Origin of the sequence: Zobellia sp. OII3, assembly GCF_002211465.1 — a bacterium.
Lineage (GTDB): Bacteria > Bacteroidota > Bacteroidia > Flavobacteriales > Flavobacteriaceae > Zobellia > Zobellia galactanivorans.
In genome coordinates, this window is the sequence record NZ_MWRZ01000001.1 from 656,785 (window position 1) to 677,192 (window position 20,408).

17 protein-coding genes are annotated in these 20,408 nt (G+C 43.6%); 8 read left to right on the forward strand and 9 right to left on the reverse strand.

Annotated elements, in window-relative coordinates; genetic code table 11:
- The first annotated feature begins 67 nt into the window (after positions 1-67).
- From B4Q04_RS02755 to B4Q04_RS02770, 4 genes are read left to right on the forward strand one after another with little or no spacing between them, the layout of a single operon-like run.
- Complete coding sequence (locus B4Q04_RS02755; RefSeq protein WP_013992876.1) at positions 68-1,153, forward strand: efflux RND transporter periplasmic adaptor subunit; 1,086 nt, start codon at positions 68-70, stop codon at positions 1,151-1,153.
- Between the two features lie 37 nt (positions 1,154-1,190).
- Entirely contained in the window at positions 1,191-4,337 is a 3,147-nt protein-coding gene (locus B4Q04_RS02760) for an efflux RND transporter permease subunit (RefSeq protein ID WP_088695936.1), read from the forward strand.
- A gap of 7 nt (positions 4,338-4,344) precedes the next feature.
- The gene (locus B4Q04_RS02765; protein ID WP_088695937.1) at positions 4,345-5,748 is read left to right on the forward strand and encodes a TolC family protein; all 1,404 of its coding nucleotides are present in this window, start codon (positions 4,345-4,347) and stop codon (positions 5,746-5,748) included.
- Between the two features lie 13 nt (positions 5,749-5,761).
- Positions 5,762-6,370, forward strand: coding sequence for a TetR/AcrR family transcriptional regulator (locus B4Q04_RS02770; protein ID WP_088695938.1), 609 nt, complete (start codon positions 5,762-5,764; stop codon positions 6,368-6,370).
- Between the two features lie 2 nt (positions 6,371-6,372).
- On the opposite strand, the gene B4Q04_RS02775 is transcribed toward B4Q04_RS02770, so the two are convergent.
- Entirely contained in the window at positions 6,373-6,840 is a 468-nt protein-coding gene (locus B4Q04_RS02775; RefSeq protein ID WP_088695939.1) for a CYTH domain-containing protein, read from the reverse strand.
- On the reverse strand, positions 6,833-7,507 hold the full coding sequence (locus tag B4Q04_RS02780; RefSeq protein ID WP_088695940.1) for an NAD(P)H-binding protein: 675 nt from the start codon (positions 7,505-7,507) through the stop codon (positions 6,833-6,835). The genes B4Q04_RS02775 and B4Q04_RS02780 overlap by 8 nt, the downstream gene beginning before the upstream one ends.
- A 28-nt stretch (positions 7,508-7,535) precedes the next feature.
- On the opposite strand from B4Q04_RS02780, the gene dinB reads away from it, so the two are divergent.
- From dinB to B4Q04_RS02795, 3 genes are all read left to right on the forward strand, one after another.
- Positions 7,536-8,636, forward strand: coding sequence for a DNA polymerase IV (gene dinB, locus B4Q04_RS02785; protein WP_088695941.1), 1,101 nt, complete (start codon positions 7,536-7,538; stop codon positions 8,634-8,636).
- A gap of 231 nt (positions 8,637-8,867) precedes the next feature.
- Positions 8,868-9,689, forward strand: a complete 822-nt coding sequence (locus B4Q04_RS02790; RefSeq protein ID WP_013992883.1) for an AraC family transcriptional regulator — start codon at positions 8,868-8,870, stop codon at positions 9,687-9,689.
- Between the two features lie 75 nt (positions 9,690-9,764).
- Positions 9,765-12,239, forward strand: coding sequence for an outer membrane beta-barrel family protein (locus B4Q04_RS02795; RefSeq protein ID WP_088695942.1), 2,475 nt, complete (start codon positions 9,765-9,767; stop codon positions 12,237-12,239).
- 63 nt (positions 12,240-12,302) lie between these two features.
- Here B4Q04_RS02795 and arfB read toward each other — a convergent pair whose 3' ends face one another.
- From arfB to B4Q04_RS02830, 7 genes are all read right to left on the reverse strand, one after another.
- Positions 12,303-12,707 (reverse strand): alternative ribosome rescue aminoacyl-tRNA hydrolase ArfB, encoded by a 405-nt coding sequence (gene arfB, locus B4Q04_RS02800; RefSeq protein WP_088695943.1) that lies wholly within the window; start codon positions 12,705-12,707, stop codon positions 12,303-12,305.
- 3 nt (positions 12,708-12,710) lie between these two features.
- On the reverse strand, positions 12,711-13,691 hold the full coding sequence (locus B4Q04_RS02805; RefSeq protein WP_013992886.1) for an ABC transporter ATP-binding protein: 981 nt from the start codon (positions 13,689-13,691) through the stop codon (positions 12,711-12,713).
- 71 nt (positions 13,692-13,762) lie between these two features.
- Positions 13,763-15,913, reverse strand: coding sequence for a prolyl oligopeptidase family serine peptidase (locus B4Q04_RS02810; RefSeq protein ID WP_088696374.1), 2,151 nt, complete (start codon positions 15,911-15,913; stop codon positions 13,763-13,765).
- Positions 15,914-16,011: 98 nt separating this feature from the next.
- Complete coding sequence (locus tag B4Q04_RS02815; RefSeq protein ID WP_013992888.1) at positions 16,012-17,001, reverse strand: aspartate-semialdehyde dehydrogenase; 990 nt, start codon at positions 16,999-17,001, stop codon at positions 16,012-16,014.
- 206 nt (positions 17,002-17,207) lie between these two features.
- Positions 17,208-17,612, reverse strand: a complete 405-nt coding sequence (gene mscL, locus B4Q04_RS02820) for a large conductance mechanosensitive channel protein MscL (RefSeq protein WP_013992889.1) — start codon at positions 17,610-17,612, stop codon at positions 17,208-17,210.
- Positions 17,613-17,695: 83 nt separating this feature from the next.
- Positions 17,696-18,802 (reverse strand): alanine racemase, encoded by a 1,107-nt coding sequence (gene alr / locus B4Q04_RS02825; protein ID WP_046287806.1) that lies wholly within the window; start codon positions 18,800-18,802, stop codon positions 17,696-17,698.
- Entirely contained in the window at positions 18,786-19,439 is a 654-nt protein-coding gene (locus B4Q04_RS02830) for a thymidine kinase (protein WP_013992891.1), read from the reverse strand. Before B4Q04_RS02830 ends, alr begins: the two co-directional genes overlap by 17 nt.
- A gap of 171 nt (positions 19,440-19,610) precedes the next feature.
- Between B4Q04_RS02830 and B4Q04_RS02835 the strand changes: the two genes are divergently transcribed.
- Complete coding sequence (locus B4Q04_RS02835; RefSeq protein ID WP_013992892.1) at positions 19,611-20,321, forward strand: hypothetical protein; 711 nt, start codon at positions 19,611-19,613, stop codon at positions 20,319-20,321.
- Positions 20,322-20,408: the final 87 nt, after the last annotated feature.

Consider the following 20,408-nt stretch of genomic DNA (forward strand, 5'->3'; position numbering starts at 1 on the left):
AGTTCGCTTACTACCGAACATTCTGAATTAACAAAACCTTAACAAGAATTATAACATCCATCTAAAAATGAAAAAGCTATCTATATTAGGATTATTAAGTGCAGGACTTCTCCTAAGCTCCTGCTTTGGAACCACCCCAACCCCTCCTGCCGGTGGTGCCACCCCTCCTCCCCCGAGTTTAAAGGTCGGTGAGTTGACTCCACAGGACATCACCATTTACAATGAATTTTCTACCACCTTAGAAGGCAAGCAAAACGTAGAAATCTGGCCAAAAGTTTCTGGCTTCATTCAACACGTGTACGTAGAGGAAGGTCAAAAAATCAAAAAAGGACAATTGCTTTTCAAATTGGAGACCCAAACCTTAAACCAAGATGCCAATGCTGCCAAGGCTTCGGTTAACGTGGCCCAAGTAGAAGTAAACAAGCTTAAGCCCTTGGTTGAAAAGAACATCATTAGCGAGGTTCAGCTTGAAACTGCAAAAGCCCAATTGGAACAGGCCAAGGCCAACTACGAAAGTGTAGCTTCCAATATCAGTTATTCACGTATTACCAGCCCTGTTGACGGTTATATCGGGGAAATTCCATTTAAGACCGGGGCCTTGGTAAGTTCTAACATGGGCAAGCCCTTGACTACCGTTTCCGATATAAGCCAGGTTCGCGCCTATTTTTCCCTAAATGAAAAAGAGCTTTTAAAGTTGAAGGAATCTATGCCCAAAAACGATAAAAACCAAATGGATCTTGAAAAGGCCCCAGAGGTAAAGCTTGTAATGATCAATGGTAAAGAATACCCAGAGCCCGGTAGAATCGCCATGATCAACACCATTATCAACAGTACTACGGGTAGTGTGACCGCTAGGGCCGATTTTGAAAACAAAAATAATATTCTTAGCAGCGGTAGCACCGGTAAGATCAAGATTCCAACCATTTACAAGAATGCCTATGAAATTCCACAGGCGGCAACAATAGATTTACAAGGTAAAAAACTGGTTTACGTCTTAAAAGACGATAACACCATTACAACAATGCCTATAGATATCATTGCCAATACCCAAAAAGGATACATTGTAGAAAATGGAATTGAAAAGGGAACTACCATTGTTCTTGAAGGTGTGACTAAAATCAAAGACGGAATGACCATTAGCCCGGTCAAGTAAGCATCCGCTATTCATCATAATACATAAATAAAGAACAATGTTTCAGAAATTTATAGATCGTCCCGTACTATCTACGGTAATATCGATTATTATAGTTATTCTAGGTATACTAGGCCTAACGACCTTGCCCATTGAAGAATATCCAGAAATAGCACCACCAACCGTACAGGTTAAGAGTACCTATACAGGTGCAAATGCGGAAACGGTACTAAAGAGTGTTGTTATTCCTTTGGAAGAGCAGATCAACGGTGTTGAAGACATGTTGTACATGACCTCTAGCGCCAGTAACGATGGTGCCGCTACGATCAACGTATTCTTTAAATTGGGTACCGACCCCGATATTGCTGCGGTAAACGTTCAGAACAGGGTTGCCAGGGCCAACAGTGTTTTACCACAAGCCGTAGTACAAACGGGTGTTATCACCCAAAAGTCCCAGACGAGTGCCCTTTTGTTCTTCTCCCTATTCTCGGATAACGAAGATTATGACGCCACTTTTGTTGAGAACTACGCTAGAATCAACATCGTACCGAAATTACAACGTATCGAAGGTGTTGGTAACGTTACCGTTTTCGGTTCTAAGGATTATTCTATGCGCGTATGGCTCAACCCAGAAAAGATGGCGGCGTACAAACTCATGCCCTCAGATATTCAAAATGCCCTTAGGGAACAGAACCTTGAGGCCGCAACGGGGAAAATCGGGGAAAATGCCGATGGAATCTACGAATATGTACTAAAATATAAAGGGCGCCTTTCAGATGAAGCTGAATATGAAAACATCATAATCAAGGCTCAAGAAAACGGACAGTTTTTAAGGCTTAAAGATGTTGCCGAAATAGAGTTAGGCGCCTTTAATTATGGTACAAAGAACGAAGGTATGGGCAAGCCCGGTACCGCTGTTGGTATATTCCAAACCTCAGGATCGAATGCAAATGCCATTATCGACGAAATTCAAACGATTCTACAGGAAAGTTCAAAGGATTTCCCCAAAGGATTGGACTATGTAATTCCTTATAACACCAAAGACTTCTTAAGTGCCTCTATAGAACATGTTATACAGACATTGATCGAAGCTTTTTTATTGGTGTTCTTGGTAGTATTCCTATTCTTACAAGACTTTAGATCTACCTTAATACCCGCTATTGCCGTTCCCGTAGCGATTATTGGTACGTTCTTCTTCCTCTCCCTATTCGGGTATTCCATCAACATGTTGACCTTGTTCGCCATGATTCTGGCCATTGGTATTGTGGTGGATGATGCCATTGTGGTAGTGGAGGCCGTACACGCCAAAATGGAAGAAGGTGCCACCCATGCCAAAACGGCGACTAAATCGGCCATGTCAGAAATATCAGGTGCCATTATCTCCATTACCTTGGTCATGTCGGCCGTATTTATTCCGGTATCTTTTATCAGCGGTTCATCAGGAGTGTTCTACCAACAATTTGGTATAACATTGGCTATTGCCATTCTTATTTCCGCGGTAAACGCCTTAACCTTGAGCCCTGCTTTGGCTGCGCTTTTACTAAAGCCCCATAATCCATCGGAAGAACATAAAAAAGGACTTACAAAACGTTTCTTTTCGGCCTTCAACACCGGCTTTGACGCCATAACCAATAAATATGTCGGTTCGGTGAAATTTATCGCCAAAAGAAAATGGGTAACCGGATTGTCTCTTGTCATATTTGTAGTAATAGTACTTTTGTTATTCAAATCGACACCTACCGGTTTTATACCTAACGAAGATAAGGCCATTGTCTTTGCCGATGTTACCATGCCTCCCGGTACTACTTTAGAGCAGACACAAAAGACCGTGAAGCAGTTAGATTCCATTTATCAATCTATGGATATCATAAAGGCTAGGATGAACATTACCGGATTTAGTATTTTGAACAGTGTTAACGGTGGTTCTTACGCATTCTCGGTTCTCCGTCTTAAAGATTGGGGCGAACGTAAAGGTGATGCCGAATCGGTGAATGCCGTAGTAGGAAGCCTGTTCGCTAAAACAGCCGGATTAAAAGATGCCAAAATCTTCTTCTTTACGCCACCAAGTATACGAGGCTTTGGTAACTCCACCGGTTTTGAGATGAACCTACAGAGCAAAGATGCCGACGATTGGCAAACCGTAAACAAGGTTACCAATGAATTCTTAGCGGCTATAAACGCAAGACCAGAAGTAAAATACGCCATTACAAATTTCAACGCCAACTTCCCTCAATACGAAGTAGAGGTAGATGTAGAGAAAACCAAAATGGCCGGTTTAGCGGTAACCGATGTCTTTAGTGCCATGCAAGGCTATTACGGTGGACTATATACCACGGACTTCAATAAATTCGGTAAGCAGTACCGTGTTATGATCCAGGCAAAACCCGAAGATAGGGCCAATGAAAATTCGTTGAACCACATTTTTGTCACCAATGCCAATGGTGAATCTGTTGCCGTATCTCAGTTTGTTTCATTAAAGAAAATTTACGGCCCGGAAGTAGTGAGCAGGTTCAACCTTTTAAGTTCCGTAAAAATTAACGGAGCCATGAACCCTGGTTATTCTACAGGTGATGCCATTAAAGCCATTGAAGAAGTTACGGCCCAAGTGCTGCCGAACAACTATACTTATGAGTATTCGGGACTTACCAAGGAGGAAAACAGTGCGGGTAGCCAGACGACCATCATCTTTATATTGAGTTTGATCTTCGTTTACTTCCTATTGAGTGCACAGTACGAATCGTATATACTACCCTTCTCGATATTATTATCGCTTCCGGTAGGCATTGCGGGTGCCATTGGCTTTGTAAGTATGGCAGGTCTTGAGAATAACATATATTTTCAAATCGCCTTGATCATGTTGATCGGTCTGCTCTCTAAAAATGCCATTCTTATCGTAGAATTTGCATTGCAGCGAAGAAAACACGGCATGTCGATCCTTGAGTCGGCCATTGATGGTGCAAAAGCACGACTTAGGCCCATATTAATGACCTCCTTCGCCTTTATTTTCGGACTGATGCCATTGGCATTGTCTACAGGTATTGGAGCCGTAGGAAACCGCTCGATCGGTATGAGTGCTGTTGGTGGTATGTTGATAGGAACCATATTTGGTGTGTTTATAATACCCGCCCTATATGTCATCTTCCAAACCATCCAGGAGCGTATCACCGGTGCGCCGCAAGAAACTATTGAAGAATCAAAGAACTAGAGAAATCATGAAGAAATTTGCAATAAATAAATTCTTATTGGTAGCCATGCTTCCGCTCTTGCTACAATCCTGTTTTGTGGCAAAAAACTATGAGCGGCCGGCCGTCGAGACCGAAAACCTATATCGAACCGACCAGCTGCCACAAGACAGCGTGTCATTTGCTTCGATATCATATAAGGACCTTTTTACGGATTCGTATTTAAAGACCTATATCGAACGAGGTTTAGCGAACAACCTTGACATTCGTATTGCGCTGGAAAACATTTCGGCAGCCGAAGCTTATGTAAAACAAGGGAAGGCAGGTTACCTACCCACCATTAACGGTGCCGCAAGTGCGACAAGAACGGCAAGAACCAGTGAAAACGGTCAGTTCGGAAGTATTTTTTCCCAACCCTATAATCAATTCGAGGCCTCGGGAACCCTATCTTGGGAAGCCGATATCTGGGGAAAGATAAGAAGCACCAAACGGGCAAGCGATGCCAGCTACCTACAGACCGTAGCGGCCCACCAAGCCGTTAAAACCAGTCTGGTGTCGCAAATTGCCACCACGTATTACCAATTGTTGGCCCTAGACAAGCAAGTTGCCGTAACCGTGGAGACCATTGAAAACCGTATGAGAAGCTTGGAGACCATTACCGCCCTTAAAGAGGCAGGGCAGGCGAACCAAGTGGGTGTCGATCAAACGGCCGCACAATTGTACAGCGCCCAAAGCCAACTGTTGGATCTTAAAAACTCGCTTTTTAAGACCGAGACGGCCTTGAGCATTCTTTTGGGAGAACAACCACAAACCTATGACCGCAGTTCATTGGACGACCAAGAACTGACCAGCGATATGCAACTTGGGGTTCCCGCCTTGTTGTTGCGCAACAGACCCGATATTATGCAGGCCGAATTCGGTTTGGTAAATAGTTTTGAGCTGACGAATGTGGCCAGAAGCAACTTCTATCCTTCCATTACCTTATCGGCGCAAGGAGGCTTTCAAAGTCTGGAAATCGATAATTGGATCGACAGCAGTTCTATTTTCGCCAACCTTATTGGTGGCCTTACACAGCCCATTTTGAACGGCCGAAAAGTCAGAACCGCCTACGAAGTGGCAAAGGCCCAGCAAGAACAAGCCCTTCTTAACTTTAAAAAGACCCTGCTTACCGCAGGTAAAGAAGTGTCGGATGCGCTATACGATTATAACACTGCCGTTGAAAAAGAAGCCTATGTTACCAAACAGGTAGTGGCCCTCAAACGTGCGGAAAGCAATTCGGAAGAATTGTTGAACAGTGGATACCTGACCTATTTGGACCTGTTGACCGCAAGGGAAAACTCCCTGAACGCGGAACTTAACTTGGTCAGCAACAAGTTGGCCCAATTATCCGCAACAGTAGAGCTATACCGTTCCCTAGGTGGTGGATGGCACTAAAATGTATTGACCCATGTTCAATAAGGACCGCTTTTTAGAATTTGCCCTTTCCAAGTTTACAAAATTTGGAAGCAAGCGCTTTACCTTGGATGACCTGGCCCATGAACTCGGTATCTCTAAAAAAACGATATACGAGAACTTTAAGGGCAAGGAAGAAATCATTCAAGAAAGTTTGGTAGCCCTTTTGAACAAATTAAGGTATCAAATAAACGAATGTGTAGAAAAGGAAAAATCCGACCCTATCCGAGCTGTAATAGCCATTTATAGGATAGGGTTGGATACCTTTAAATCTTTCAGTCCCACCTTTTTAAGAAGTTTAAAAAAGTACTACCCCAATGTGTACCGTTTGTTCAACGATTTTCGTGAAAACGACGTTTCCGTTCTGGTGAAAGATCTACTTTTAAACGGACAGGGGAAAGGACAAATCAGAAAAGACGTCGATATAGACCTGACCTATGAACTTTATTACAATCGCATGGAATACATCGTGCAGGCCGAAAACAAGAATTTCTATGAACAATTTACGCCCGAAGAGCTCTTGAACCACATCATAATCAACAACCTAAGAGGTATTGCCACAAAGGAATACCTCAACAAAAACGACTCGATCTTTCTATTGTAAGCCTACCAAGATGTATAGGGGTTTTTACCCAGTTGCGAATTGTAGTATTTAACCTCACCTGTCACCTCTTGCCCCAACCATTCGGGTTTTTCAAAGTCCTCGTCTTCAGAGGCCAATTCTATTTCGGCCACTACCAAGCCCTTATTATCACCATAAAATTCGTCTACCTCAAAAATATGTTGCCCCACGGGAACATTGTAGCGCACCTTATCGATAACCCCTGGTTCACAAATAAGCAAAAGTTGTTCTGCTTCGGATACCGGAATTTCCTTTTCCCATTCAAATCGCATAGTTCCGGCCTCGTTCGATTTTCCCTTTACGGTCAAAAATGCCGAATCGGCCTTGATCCTCACTCTTACGGTACGCTCGGGATGCGTGTTCAAAAACCCCTGAACAATTCGTTCCTTCAATGTGGCCTGCCCTTGGTACGCCCTTGACGTGACCAAAAATTTACGTTCAATTTCAATCACTCTCCCCTGCTATTTTTTTAATCTTATCGGATTCTATTATAGGTGTCGTATATGTTCCATTGGCCACACGTATCATAGCCTTCGCTATGGTTTCGGGCTTAATGGAGCGGTATTTTTCAAGCGGACCCGCCAAAACAAGGTTCACAACTTTCATCAATTGTTTGAACAACAACTCGCCGATTCGTTTTTCCTCGCGTTTCCCCCCGATCAACGAAGGTCGAAAGAGGTAGGTGTTCTCTATATTTTCACCAAGTACCGCTTCCTCCATTTCGCCCTTTAGACGGCTGTAGAAAACGTTACTCTTGGCATTTGCCCCCATAGAGGACATTACCAAAAAACTTGAAATGCCGTTTTTGGCGGAAAGCTTGGCGGCCGCTACGGGAATGCCATAATCGATTTTTCTATAGGCTTCCTTATTCGGTGTTTTTGACTTTGTGGTACCGATACAACAGAACACCTCATCACCCGTAAAGTCGGCTTCAAATTGTTCCAATTGCATCAAATCGCCCAAATGCTCCTCTATTTTTTGATGGGAGAGCCCTGTGCTGGAACGAGAGAACAACTTAACTTTCCCGTACCGGTCGTCCTCCAACAAAAGCCGTAACAAAATGCCTCCGGTAAGACCTGTGGCCCCAAGTATTATTGCTGTCTTTCTTTGTGTTTCCATCCAACTAAATATAACCTAATTTTGCTGTATGCCAAACGATTTTCCATTACGAAAGATTATTCATGTGGATATGGATGCCTTTTATGCCTCCGTAGAGCAACTGGACAATCCTGACTTACGTGGAAAGCCCATTGCCGTTGGCGGAAGCTCAAAAAGGGGCGTTGTTGCCGCGGCCAGCTACGAAGCTAGAAAATACGGGGTTCGTAGCGCCATGAGCAGCGTTTTGGCACAGCGTAATTGTCCCGGACTTATTTTTGTTAAACCCCGTTTTGAGCGTTATAAGGAAATCTCGCATCAAATCAGAAACATATTCTACGAGTATACCGATTTGGTAGAACCCCTGTCATTGGACGAAGCCTATCTCGATGTTACCGTAAACAAGAAGGGAAATCCCTCCGCTTCATTGATCGCCAAGGAAATTAGGCAAAAAATCTACGACACTATCGGCCTGAACGCCTCCGCAGGTATTTCCATCAATAAATTCATTGCGAAGGTCGCCAGCGACATCAACAAACCCAACGGACAAAAAACCGTAAACCCCGAAGAGGTATCGCTGTTTCTGGAAGAGCTTGAAATCCGGAAATTTTACGGTGTGGGAAAGGTCACTGCCGAAAAAATGTACAAACTGGGCATCTTTACCGGTAAAGACCTAAAACTAAAAACGCTTGAATTTCTGGAAGGGAATTTCGGAAAAAACGGAAGCTACTATTACAACGTGGTCCGCGGTATTCATACCAGTCCCGTAAAACCACACCGTATTCCAAAGTCCGTAGGAGCCGAACGTACCTTCAACGAAAACCTGAGTAGCGAAATATTTATGCTCGAACGGCTAGACCATATTGCCGAAGAGCTTGAAAAACGCTTGAAAAAAGCCAATATTGCCGGTAAAACGGTCACACTTAAAATCAAATACAGCGATTTTACCCTTAATACCAGAAGCAAGACCCTTTCTTATTATATATCCTCCAAGAGCCTTATATTGGAAACGGCCAAGGAACTTTTGTATCAAGAAAAGCTACAGAACTCGGTACGCCTGCTCGGTATTTCCCTCGCCAACCTCAATACGGAGAAAAAAGAAAAAACAACGGACAAGGAATCCATTTCAGTTCAACTGAAGTTCGAGTTCTAGCAATTGAAGCGCATTTCACTTCAAAACTGACGGAATTTCAAACAAATAACCAAAAGACCTATATTTTAAACGTTTTGTATTAGAATCTTTGGGTATTCGGCGGCATTTCAACTATTGGATTGCATTTTGATCCACTACCTTTACAACTCACATTTTAACGATTACAAAAATATCGGGCTCCTTAGTTACAGTCCTTGATTCCCAAATTTCGATTGCTAAAAAATCTACCGCTTGACACGAACAAAAATAAATACCTATTCAAAGATTTCGGCCTTGGAAGATATCAAGATCGAGCCCTTCGACGTCAACAAGCGATATACCAAACCGCACCGCCATAATAAATATATGGAGCTGGTCTATTTCAGTAAAGGCAGCGGTGTACACTACATGGATGAAACCGGCTACGCCATTGAACCCCCCATAATTTTTATAATTAAGAAGGATGAAGTGCACCATTGGGAAATCGATACCCTGCCCGAAGGTTTCGTCATCATTATCAAGGAAGGTTTTATGGAAAAGACCTTGGATAAGCACATCAACCTACAACTAAGGCAGCTAGGAAACAAAAGGGTCATCAACCCTGCCTATGATTCGAGCATTCAGTCGCTCTTTGAAATCGCCTCAAAAGAAATAAAGGAAAATTGTTCCAGCAGGGATGTTCTGGTAGAAGGGGTACTTAAGGCCCTTTTTTCTAAAATTCTGAACTATGTACAAATTGATGAGGATCTATCTACCAATGATTTGGACGAACGTTTTTCCGAATTGCTTGAAAACAAATTAAAAAACGATGTGGCATATTATGCCTCACAATTGAATACCACGGCGCAGAACCTTAACGCCTGGTGTAGAAAAAAACACGAAAAAACGGCCTCGGCGGTAATTGCCGAGCACATTATAAAAGAGGCCAAGCGTTTACTCCTCTATACCGACCTCTCCGTTACCGAAATTGCGTACAACTTCGACTTTTCCGATGTTTCGCATTTTGTCAAATATTTTAAGCGCCATGACGGCCAAACCCCGCTACAGTACAAAAAAGTAGCGATCGTACCTTAAATTTTTCAAACAGACCAGAATTCAATAGGGCTTAAGGGTAATTTCGACACCTAATTATTACCAAACCTATTGAATATGAAGTTTTATCATTTTTTACTTTTTCTGATCGGCCTAATTCCTTTATCCCTGTCCGCCCAGATTACGGGAAAAATAACGGATGCGGACAACGCTTATCCCTTGGAATATGCCACTGCGGCCCTCTTCGACCAAGAGAGCGGCGAACTGGTCACAGGGGTAATCACCAACCTCGATGGGGTATTCACCATCGACGAGGTTAAAAACGGCACCTACTACCTCGAAGCTTCCTTTATCGGCTTCGAAACCAAGACCATCAAAGATATTGTAGTGGAAAACAGGAAGGGAGCCGACCTCGGCACCATAGCCCTGACCATGGGCGGAACCCAACTGGAAGAGGTGGTGGTAAAGGGCGAACGGGCCACGATGATCAATAAAATAGACCGACAGGTTTTTGATACCAAAAAATTTCAGAACAGCCTTGGGGGCAGTGCTACCGACGTGGTCAAGAACATACCTTCGGTAAGTGTCGATGGCCAAGGCGAGATCAGTGTTCGCGGCAGTACGGGTTTTGTGGTATTGCTCAACGGCAACCCGGTGCAGGGCAATGCTTCTACCTTGTTGAACCAGCTTCCGGCCAATGCCATAGAGCGGGTGGAAGTGATTACGGCACCCTCGGCCAAATACGACCCCGAAGGAAAAGCGGGAATTTTGAACATCATAACCAAAAAAGGTGCTGCAGACGGCAGCTTTGCCCAAATAAACCTAAAAGGGGGACTTCCCTCCATTGAAACTTACGGAAACGATAAGGCGCACCAGCGCTACGGGGCCGATGCCACCTACAACATTCGCAAAGGGGATTGGAACATCTCGATGGGGGCCAACTACCAACGTAACGACCTGGGCGGAAGACGTGAAGGCGATGTTTTCACCATTATAAACAACACCCTTACGCAGTTTCCTTCCACTGGAGAGCGCAGTTTTGACGAAATCAACTACAGCGGAAGGTTTACCGTAGACTATGCCCCAGACGATAAAAATGCGTATTCATTGGGTTTTTACGGGGGGAAAAGAAAAAAAGACCGTCTAGCCGATATTGTGTATTACGACAACCACGGTATAAGCCCCGCGGTAGGAGGGGAACGACTTTATACCTTTCAGTATTATAACCACAACCTCAGGACCCGAAAAAGTGATTTTGTATTGGGAAGCTTTGACTATTCCCACATTTTCGACAATACTTCAAAACTATCGACCTCCTTCTTATACGAATACACCTTGTTGGGCGGTCCTACGGAAAGCGACAACTTGGGCGAGCCCGACAGAAATATCATATACCAGCAAGAGTACAACACCAACGACAACCCATTGAACGGTATTCGCCTATCGTTGGATTATGCCTGGAAGCCCTTTGCCATAGGACAGCTCGAAACAGGCTACCAATACCGGAACCTCGATCATACGGGTGATTTCGTTTACGAAAGAAAAGATGATACTACCGGTGGGACATTTGAACTTGTTCCCGAGTTTTCAAGTGAAGTAGACCTTCAAAGAAGCATCCATTCGGGTTACGCACAATTGACGGGAGCAAAAGATAAATGGGAATATGCCGCAGGCGTACGGATTGAAGCTATGGACCGCGAACTTGACCTTCGTGACAAGCAAGGCCTTATCGATACCACCTATGCTTACGACTATGTAAAACCGTTTCCGTCCGCTTCGGTTCAATACACTTTTGAAAACAACACAAAATTGAAGGCCGCCTACAGCAAAAGGGTCGAACGCACGACTACTTTTAAGATGAATCCATTTCCGGAACGTGAGCACTCTGAAACCTTAGAGCAAGGAGATCCCACCCTAAAACCCGAATTTATAGACTTGTTGGAAGTAGGTATAAGTAAAAACTTCGACGGTGGAAATTCGATTTTTGCAACGGCCTATTACCGCGACACCAAAAATCTGGTGAATAGGGTAAACACCATCTACAACGATACGATTCTAAACCGAATCTACTCTAATGTAGGCAAGGCCAAATCATTAGGATTGGAATTAGGCGCACAGCTAAAACCCACCAAAAACTGGTCGAATTTTATTGGGGCCAACCTCTACAATTATTCCATTGACGGCACCTACGACGGTCGGAACATAGACAGTAGTTCTTTTGTTTACTCGATAAATGCGAATAGCACCTACGACTTTACCGAAACCACTTCCCTACAATTCACCTTTAACTATCTATCGGAACGGATTACGGCACAAGGGGAAGATTCGCGTTTCTATTCGCCCAACCTGACCTTTAAAAAGTCGTTTCTCAACGACCGTCTAACGGCTACATTACAATGGCAAAATATAGATATGGGCCTATTGGACACGAACGAACAACGTATTACGACCTACCGAGAAGGTGAGTTCTATACGACCACGAACTATGTATATGAAGTTGATATGGTATTGTTGAACCTATCGTATAATTTCAATAAAAACAAGAATAAATCGAAATTCATTGATAGTGAATTCGGTAAGCAAGAATTCTAACGATTAGTTGATGTTTAGTACGAATCGGGTTTTCAACCCCAAACAAGAAAGCCCCAATGATTTTTAGTCGATTTGGGGCTTTCCTCTATTTGTCTTTTTTTGGGCGTTCTTCTTTTTGTGCTTTAACCGCTTCTCAATGGAAGATCGAGACGGCTTTGTTTTGCGACGTTTCTTTTTGACCTTTAAGGCCTCTTCCATAAGGGTCAAAAAACGGGCAATGGCCAGTTCCTTATTTCTGTGCTGACTTCGGGTTTCGTCGCATTGCATTTGCAAAACGCCATCTTTGGTAAGCCTATGTCCTATTTTTCTATAGATGCGCTCTTTCTCGGTAGTAGCAAGTCCATTAGAATCTTCAAGCGAAAAGCTAAGGTCTATTTTTGTCGACACCTTGTTTACATGTTGCCCTCCGGCACCACTGCTGCGAACGGCCTTGAAATTTAACTCTTGTATCAGTTGGGCCTTGTTCATAATTTAAGAATCGGCCATACGTTGGTTGATCGTTTCCAACGAAAGATTTAAAAAAATTACCTTGCCGACCTCTAGGGGCCTATCATGATGAAAATAGATATCTTCACCTTCATAGATACCCACGATCATATAATGCCCTCCCATATAATAGGCTCCCTTTACCACACACTCCAAACCCGATTTTCCAGAAACCTTAAATTCGTGTGCATATACAATGATCCGCCTTTTGGTATCGGCATACGATTTTACAATGTTTATAGGAATTTTATTGGCCTCACCGAACAAGGAGGCCACATAAAGGTCTTTAGGATGCTCGTATAAGTTCTTAGGGCTATCCTTAGCCACAATGAACCTATCTTTGAGTACGACTACCCTGTCCGCAAACGGAAGCATGTCCATATGATCATGTGTAGCCGTGATTACGGTTATTTTTTGCCGCTTTAGGTAACCGAAAAGGTTGCGTCTTAAACTGTTCTTTCTAAAGTTATCGATATTACTAAAGGGCTCGTCTAAAAGGAGAACCTTGGGCTCTTGCGCCAACACACGGGCCAAGGCGACACGTTGTTGTTGTCCACGGCTTAACAACTTCACCTTGGTTTTGGCAAATTTGGTCATCTCGATCATCTCCAACAGCTCAAGGGTACGTTCTTCAAGCTCCTCAGGCTCAAAAACCGACAAAAATTGACTAATATTTTCCTCTACCGTGGTAAAGGGCATTAAGTCAAAATCTTGAGAAAGGTACTTCATATATGGTTCGCCCGGCACCAGGTTATGGAGGGGGCCTAAAACTTGGGTATCGTTCCAGTAGACTTCGCCTACTTTAACATCCAAGAGTCCGTAAATAATTTTTAAAAGCGTACTCTTTCCGCAGCCACTTTCACCAATAATGGATACATGCTCTCCTTTGGCCACCTTAAGGTTGATATTCTCCAAAACGGGAATATCGTCTACATAGCTAAAAGAAACATGATCTACTTGTAACATATCTTCATCTTCAATTGTCTCAACGACCTTCAGTCAAAAAAAATCTATTCTGTATTTTTGTTGGTTCCTAGCTATTTTACGTCTTTTCCGGCGTCCATCGGAAGTCTCTCGAATCCCATATTGTATAGGGTAAAGGCGAAAATATCGGCATACTGTTCAATGGTCTTGCTTACCGGTGTTCCCGCACCATGGCCGGCATTGGTCTCGATTCGGATCAAGGTAGGGTTATCTCCAGCTTGTTTGGCCTGCAGTTCCGCGGCAAACTTAAAACTGTGGGCCGGTACCACACGATCATCGTGATCACCGGTAGTCACCAAGGTAGCCGGATAGGCCACCCCTTCATTCACGTTATGAACGGGCGAATAGCCCTTTAAGTATTCGAACATCTCTTTACTCTCCTCCGACGTACCGTAATCATAGGCCCATCCCGCACCAGCGGTAAAGGTGTGATAGCGTAACATATCCAAGACCCCTACGGCCGGCAAGGCCACCTTCATCAAGTCGGGTCTTTGGGTCATGGTAGCCCCAACAAGCAGTCCCCCGTTACTACCACCACGAATGGCAAGGTATTCTGAAGAAGTATAATCGTTCTCGATCAGGTATTCCCCAGCAGCAATAAAATCATCAAATACATTCTGCTTTTGCATTTTAGTACCGGCATCGTGCCATTTTTTACCATACTCGCCACCTCCCCTTAAATTGGGCACGGCATATATCCCGCCCTGCTCCAGCCAAACGGCATTGGCGATACTGAAAGCAGGGGTTAGACTGATATTAAAGCCACCGTAACCATATAAGATGGTCGGATTTTTTCCGTTGCGTTGTAATCCCTTTTTATGGGTTATGATCATGGGTACCTTTGTACCATCCTTCGAAGTAAAAAACACCTGATTGGACTCATAGACGTCGGAATCGAAGTCGATATCAGGCTTCCAATACGAGGTATACTCGCCCGTTTCTACATTGTATTTGTAGGATGAGCCCGGAATGATATAGTTCGTAAAGGAAAAATAAAACTCCTTATTTTCCTTCTTGCCCCCAAAACCGGAAGCACTCCCCACCCCTGGAAGCTTCACCTCACGGATCAACCTACCGTCATAATCGTATTGAAATACTTTACTGATGGCATCAACCATATACTCGGCAAAGAAGTAGCCTCCGCCCGTACCGGCAGTAAGTACATTCTCCGTTTCAGGAATAAAATCTACCCAATTCCCTTCACCGGGATTTTCAGCATCAACGGTGACGATTTTTTTGTTCGGGGCCTTCCTATTGGTAACGATATAAAGTTTTGAGCCTTCATTCTCAATAATATAGTTATCGGAATCGGTATCCCCAACAATCGTAACCAGACCACTTTCAGGCTTTGAAAGGTCTTTAATGAACAACTTGTTACCAGAGGTCGATACCGAAGCCGTAATCACAAGGTAACGTTCATCTTCTGTTACCGAAGCACCAATATACCTATGTTTCTCAGCCGCTACTCCCCCATATACCAATTGATCTTCTTTTTGGGAAGTTCCCATTTTATGATAGTAGACCTTATGTTGGTCGGTCTTGGCCGAAAGCTCGCTCCCCTCGGGTTTATCGTAGCTCGAATAATAGAAACCCTCATTTCCTTTCCAGGAAATTCCGCTAAACTTGATATCGGTAAGGGTGTCTTCTACAACCTGCTTGCTTTCGGTGTCGATGACAATGGCCTTACGCCAATCACTACCGCCTTCTGAAATCAGATAGGCCGCTAGGGAACCATCTTTGGTAAAACTTAAGCCCGCAAGAGAGGTCGTTCCATCTTCTGAAAAAGTATTGGGGTCCAAGAAAACTTCCTCTTGCCCATCTTCTTTTTTTCGATACAGCACGTATTGGTTCTGCAAGCCGTTATTCTTATAGAAATAGATATAGTCCCCTTCCTTGAACGGAGACCCCAGCTTTTCGTAATTCCATAGCTTTTCCAGTCTTTCCTTTAGGGCATTCCGAAAGGGAATTTTTTCCAAATAGCCGAAAGTCACTTCGTTTTGGGCCTTGACCCAAGCTCCGGTTTCTTCGCTCATATCATCTTCGAGCCAACGGTAGGGATCCGCTACGGAAGTTCCAAAATAGGTATCAACGGTTTCTGATGTATGGGTCTTTGGGTAATTCACGGTAATATGCTCTTTATTTGGTAATGATTTACAGGCCATAATAGCAGCTGCCCATGCTAAAAGTAAAAGATATTTCTTCATGCTTTGACGATTGAAATTCGCTAAAAGTACCATAAAAAAACCTATGCTGGCATTGCACAGCATAGGTTTTAACTAAAAATTTAGAAAGTATATAATTTTTATACCAATTGGTTTTTCACCAGGTATTCAGCGATTTGAACCGCATTGGTAGCCGCACCTTTTCGAAGGTTATCGGCAACGATCCACATATTCAAAGTATTTCGTTGCGACTCGTCCCTACGAAGACGCCCTACAAAAACCTCATCTTTATCATGGGCGTAGATGGGCATCGGATAGGTGTTGGTATCAGGATTATCTTGTACGGTAACGCCTGGCGTATCGTTCAACAACCTTCTCACATCATTCAAGTCGAAATCGTTTTCAAACTCAACGTTTACCGATTCGGAGTGACCTCCGGCCGTAGGTATGCGCACTGCGGTAGCACTTATTGAAAAACTTCGGTCATCCAATATTTTTTGTGGCTCACGCGCCAATTTCATTTCTTCCTTAGTATATCCGTTTTCCAAGAAAACATCACAATGTGGCAAGGCATTTCGGTTGATAGGGTAAGGATAGGCCATTTCGCCCTGTACACCGGCCATTTCGTTCTCTAACTGACGTACCGCCTTTACGCCTGTCCCCGATACCGACTGGTATGTAGAGATAACGACGCGTTTCATCTTGTATTTCTTATGCAAGGGGGCCAAGGCCATTACCAATTGAATGGTTGAGCAGTTAGGGTTGGCAATGATCTTATCTTCTTTGGTCAGCTCGTTGGCATTGATTTCAGGAACCACCAATTTTTTGGTAGGGTCCATTCGCCAAGCAGAGGAGTTATCTACAACCGTAGTACCCACTTCGGCAAACTTGGGCGCCCATTCCAATGAAGTATCACCTCCAGCGGAAAAGATAGCAATATCAGGTTTTGCCGCTACTGCATCGGCCAAGCCTATAATAGCATATTCTTTATCTTTATAAGAGAGTTTCTTTCCTACCGAACGCTCAGAAGCGACCAATAGCAATTCCGTAATGGGAAAATTACGTTCGCTCAACACTTTGAGCATCACCTCGCCTACCATACCGGTGGCACCTACAACGGCTACTTTCATCTTTAATTAATTTAGAAGCACAAATGTAGTGCAAGCCTATTGACCTGACAAGCCTTTTAAACGGGTGTAATCATTATTTAACAAAATGTTACAAATTTAACATTGAAATAAAAAAAGAACCGTCAAAGAAGTTGCGAAGCTTCCGTGACGGTTTTAAGATGAAACTGCAGTGCAGCGGTAGTCTGCCTTAAAAGGCGACCTTTATCTTATTGTTTTTTAAGCAAATCCCTGATTTCTATCAAAAGATCTTCTTGAGAAGGACCTGATGGTGCCGGTGCTGGAGCCGGAGCTTTCATTTTGTTATAGGCCTTAACGATAAGGAACATAACGAAACCTACGATCAACAAGTTAACGATAGTGTTGATCCATGCACCGTAACGGATTGCATTTTCAGGTACGAAGCCTGCTTCCCCTTCAACTCCTGAAGTTGGTGTAAGGATGTATTTCAGGTTGGCGAAATCAACACCTCCCGCAAACTCACCTACAATAGGCATTATGATATCATTGACAAACCCGTTTACCACAAGGCCAACGGCTCCTGCCATTATAACGGCAACGGCAAACTCGATGACATTGCCGGTCATAATAAAATTCTTGAACTCCTTTAACATGATTGAATGTTTTTAATGGTTAAATATTAGTGTTTTACAGTATGCAAATTAACAAAAAAAGAACCACTTGTAAATTCTGAAGGCTAATTTTTAATTTTTCTTTCCACACGTTGCGAAATGCCCGTAAGTATTTCATAGGAAATTGTCTTGGCCCCCATGGCAAATTCCTCTGCCGTAGGCCGTTCCCCAAATACCACCACCTCATCACCTTCTTGGCAATCGATCCCACTTACATCTACCATAATCATATCCATACAGACATTGCCGATAATGGGAGCTTTATGCCCATTGATCGTCACATAGGCCTTTCCATTGCCATATTGCCTTCCTATACCATCGGCATGCCCAATGGGCAAAGTCGCCGTAACCACGTTCTCATCAGCCTTATACGCCCTATTGTAACCGATACTTTGACCCTTTTCAATCGTATGGATTTGCGAAATAACCGTCTTTAGCGTAGCTACGGGCTTAAGTTGCCTGTCTATACTGGCCTCGTTCCCGAAACCGTAAAGTCCGATTCCACTACGGACCATGTCATACTGTGCCCTATCATAATTGATTATGCCGGAAGTATTCAACAAATGCAGTACAGGCCTTCTTTTCAACCTCGGTAAAAGTGCATGGGCAATACGCTCAAACGAAGCGATCTGCTGTTCGGTAAACTCCCGCTCGTTCAAATCTTCGGAGGCCGCTAAATGCGATAATACCGAAACTACCTCTACCTCATCTCGCCCCTCCAAGACATGTGCCAATTCATCGACCTGGGCTTCGGAAAAGCCCAATCTGTTCAGTCCTGTATTGAATTTTACATGTATGGGATACCGCTTTAACCCTTGTTTTTGGGCAAACTGTAGAAAATCGGCCAGTATTTTTACCGAATAGATGTTGGGCTCAAGCTCATAGGCCAAGAGTCTATCAAAACTCACCGGTAATGGGTGTAGCACCAATATCGGAAGCCGTATGCCCGCCTCCCTTAAAACGATTCCCTCCTTTACATAGGCCACCGCAAGATAATCGGCACCCAGACTTTCAAGTTTTTTGGCGATGGCCACCGAATCGCTTCCGTAGGCAAAGGCTTTTACAACGCCTAAAAATTTGGTCGTATCCTTCAATCGCGACCTTAAAAACCTATAATTGTGTTCTAGCGCCGAAAGATCGATCTCCAACACCGTTTCACCCATTTTTGTCATCTGCATCTTTGTTGCTTGAAGACACTTCTTCGCTATCTACGTTAAGGTGCTTTACCTTTTCCTTCAACCTTGCCTTGTAGTATGCCGCCCTGCTTAGGGGTTCATATTCTTCGGTTTCGCCCAGAAGTACCAGATTATCGTTACTTGATTTTCGATAACTGTAATTTGCCAAATTTCCGGTTCGGGTGCATATGGCGTGCACCTTGGTCACATATTCTGCCGTGGCCATAAGGGCGGGCATAGGTCCAAAGGGGTTTCCCTTAAAATCCATATCCAGTCCGGCCACTACGACACGCACCCCCTTATTGGCCAAATCGTTACAGACCGTAACAATTTCATCATCGAAAAATTGGGCCTCATCTATACCGATAACATCGCAAGTATCGCCCAAGATGCGAATGTTTGCCGCAGCCGGTACCGGTGTCGACCTAATTTCGTTCGCATCGTGGCTCACCACCATACTTTCATCGTAGCGATTATCTACGGTAGGCTTAAAGATTTCCACCTTTTGCTTGGCAAATTGGGCACGTTTTAGCCTACGTATAAGTTCTTCGGTCTTTCCTGAGAACATCGATCCGCAGATAACCTCTATCCAACCGAATTGTTCTTTATGATTAACAGTATTTTCGAGAAACATTTTGTAATTTTAGACGAAAATACAGGGCTTTTCGTTCTTATTATTAGAGAACTTATCACGAGTTGTTCTTTTACTCCATAAAAAATCCCCGTGTTAAGTCCTAAACTATAGTTTTACAAAGATAGAGATACCTTTTTTACCCGAACTCGGGAGAATAAAAAAAATTGACCGATGAAGAAAAAATTAAAGGAAGAACTGAGAAAATTATCTACGGAAATCATTACGTCCCGCGATATGGACCTTAGTAAAATGTACGATGCCGCAAAAGGTCTGTATGAAAAGCTTGCCGTTCTGAAATACATCGAAGAGAAGTTGAACGATATTGAAATAGACGTATCGAAAAACGTCATTGCACAGAAATTCGAAAAAATGGCCAATGCCGTGCTGAACGAAAATGCCTCGGTACCCGAGAGCAACCCACATGAGGAAGACATCATCATCCCTGGCATGGATACCATTAAGGACATTGTATCGGAGATGCCCAACCATGAAGAGCGCGTAGACGAGGTTTTAGAAGAGTTCTTGTCAAAACCCGATTATATGAAGAACGACAAGGAGCTTTTTGAACCACAAACCCCCGCCGTTCCCGTCCACAATGGGTCTTCCCCTAAAAAGGAGGTGCACACCAAGTCCTTAAACGACAAACTATCTACCAAAGAACTTAAGATCGACCTAAACAATAGGCTTGCCTTTGTAAAGCATCTTTTTAATGGTAGTACGGAAGATTACAATCGTGTTTTATCGCAATTGAACACCATTGACAGTGAAGAACGTTCCTTATCGTTTATAGAAAACATGGTAAAACCGGATTACAACAACTGGGTCGGAAAAGAAGAATACGCCCAGCGCTTCATGCAGTTTATTGAACGGAAATTTTCTTGATTTTGTCCGGGACACAGATAAAACATTGGGTTCTTTAGGGCAGTACGTCGTTTTTTGAGGCAAAACCAGTCCTGTTTTCAACCTAAA

Bases quoted from the DNA above. Each gene is read 5' to 3' on its own strand.
- B4Q04_RS02755 (WP_013992876.1), top strand. From the start codon at position 68: ATGAAAAAGCTATCTATATTAGGATTATTAAGTGCAGGACTTCTCCTA.
- B4Q04_RS02760 (WP_088695936.1), top strand. From the start codon at position 1,191: ATGTTTCAGAAATTTATAGATCGTCCCGTACTATCTACGGTAATATCG.
- B4Q04_RS02765 (WP_088695937.1), top strand. From the start codon at position 4,345: ATGAAGAAATTTGCAATAAATAAATTCTTATTGGTAGCCATGCTTCCG.
- B4Q04_RS02770 (WP_088695938.1), top strand. From the start codon at position 5,762: ATGTTCAATAAGGACCGCTTTTTAGAATTTGCCCTTTCCAAGTTTACA.
- B4Q04_RS02780 (WP_088695940.1), bottom strand. From the start codon at position 7,507: ATGGAAACACAAAGAAAGACAGCAATAATACTTGGGGCCACAGGTCTT.
- dinB (WP_088695941.1), top strand. From the start codon at position 7,536: ATGCCAAACGATTTTCCATTACGAAAGATTATTCATGTGGATATGGAT.
- B4Q04_RS02795 (WP_088695942.1), top strand. From the start codon at position 9,765: ATGAAGTTTTATCATTTTTTACTTTTTCTGATCGGCCTAATTCCTTTA.
- arfB (WP_088695943.1), bottom strand. From the start codon at position 12,707: ATGAACAAGGCCCAACTGATACAAGAGTTAAATTTCAAGGCCGTTCGC.
- B4Q04_RS02805 (WP_013992886.1), bottom strand. From the start codon at position 13,691: ATGTTACAAGTAGATCATGTTTCTTTTAGCTATGTAGACGATATTCCC.
- B4Q04_RS02810 (WP_088696374.1), bottom strand. From the start codon at position 15,913: ATGAAGAAATATCTTTTACTTTTAGCATGGGCAGCTGCTATTATGGCC.
- B4Q04_RS02815 (WP_013992888.1), bottom strand. From the start codon at position 17,001: ATGAAAGTAGCCGTTGTAGGTGCCACCGGTATGGTAGGCGAGGTGATG.
- mscL (WP_013992889.1), bottom strand. From the start codon at position 17,612: ATGTTAAAGGAGTTCAAGAATTTTATTATGACCGGCAATGTCATCGAG.
- alr (WP_046287806.1), bottom strand. From the start codon at position 18,802: ATGACAAAAATGGGTGAAACGGTGTTGGAGATCGATCTTTCGGCGCTA.
- B4Q04_RS02830 (WP_013992891.1), bottom strand. From the start codon at position 19,439: ATGTTTCTCGAAAATACTGTTAATCATAAAGAACAATTCGGTTGGATA.
- B4Q04_RS02835 (WP_013992892.1), top strand. From the start codon at position 19,611: ATGAAGAAAAAATTAAAGGAAGAACTGAGAAAATTATCTACGGAAATC.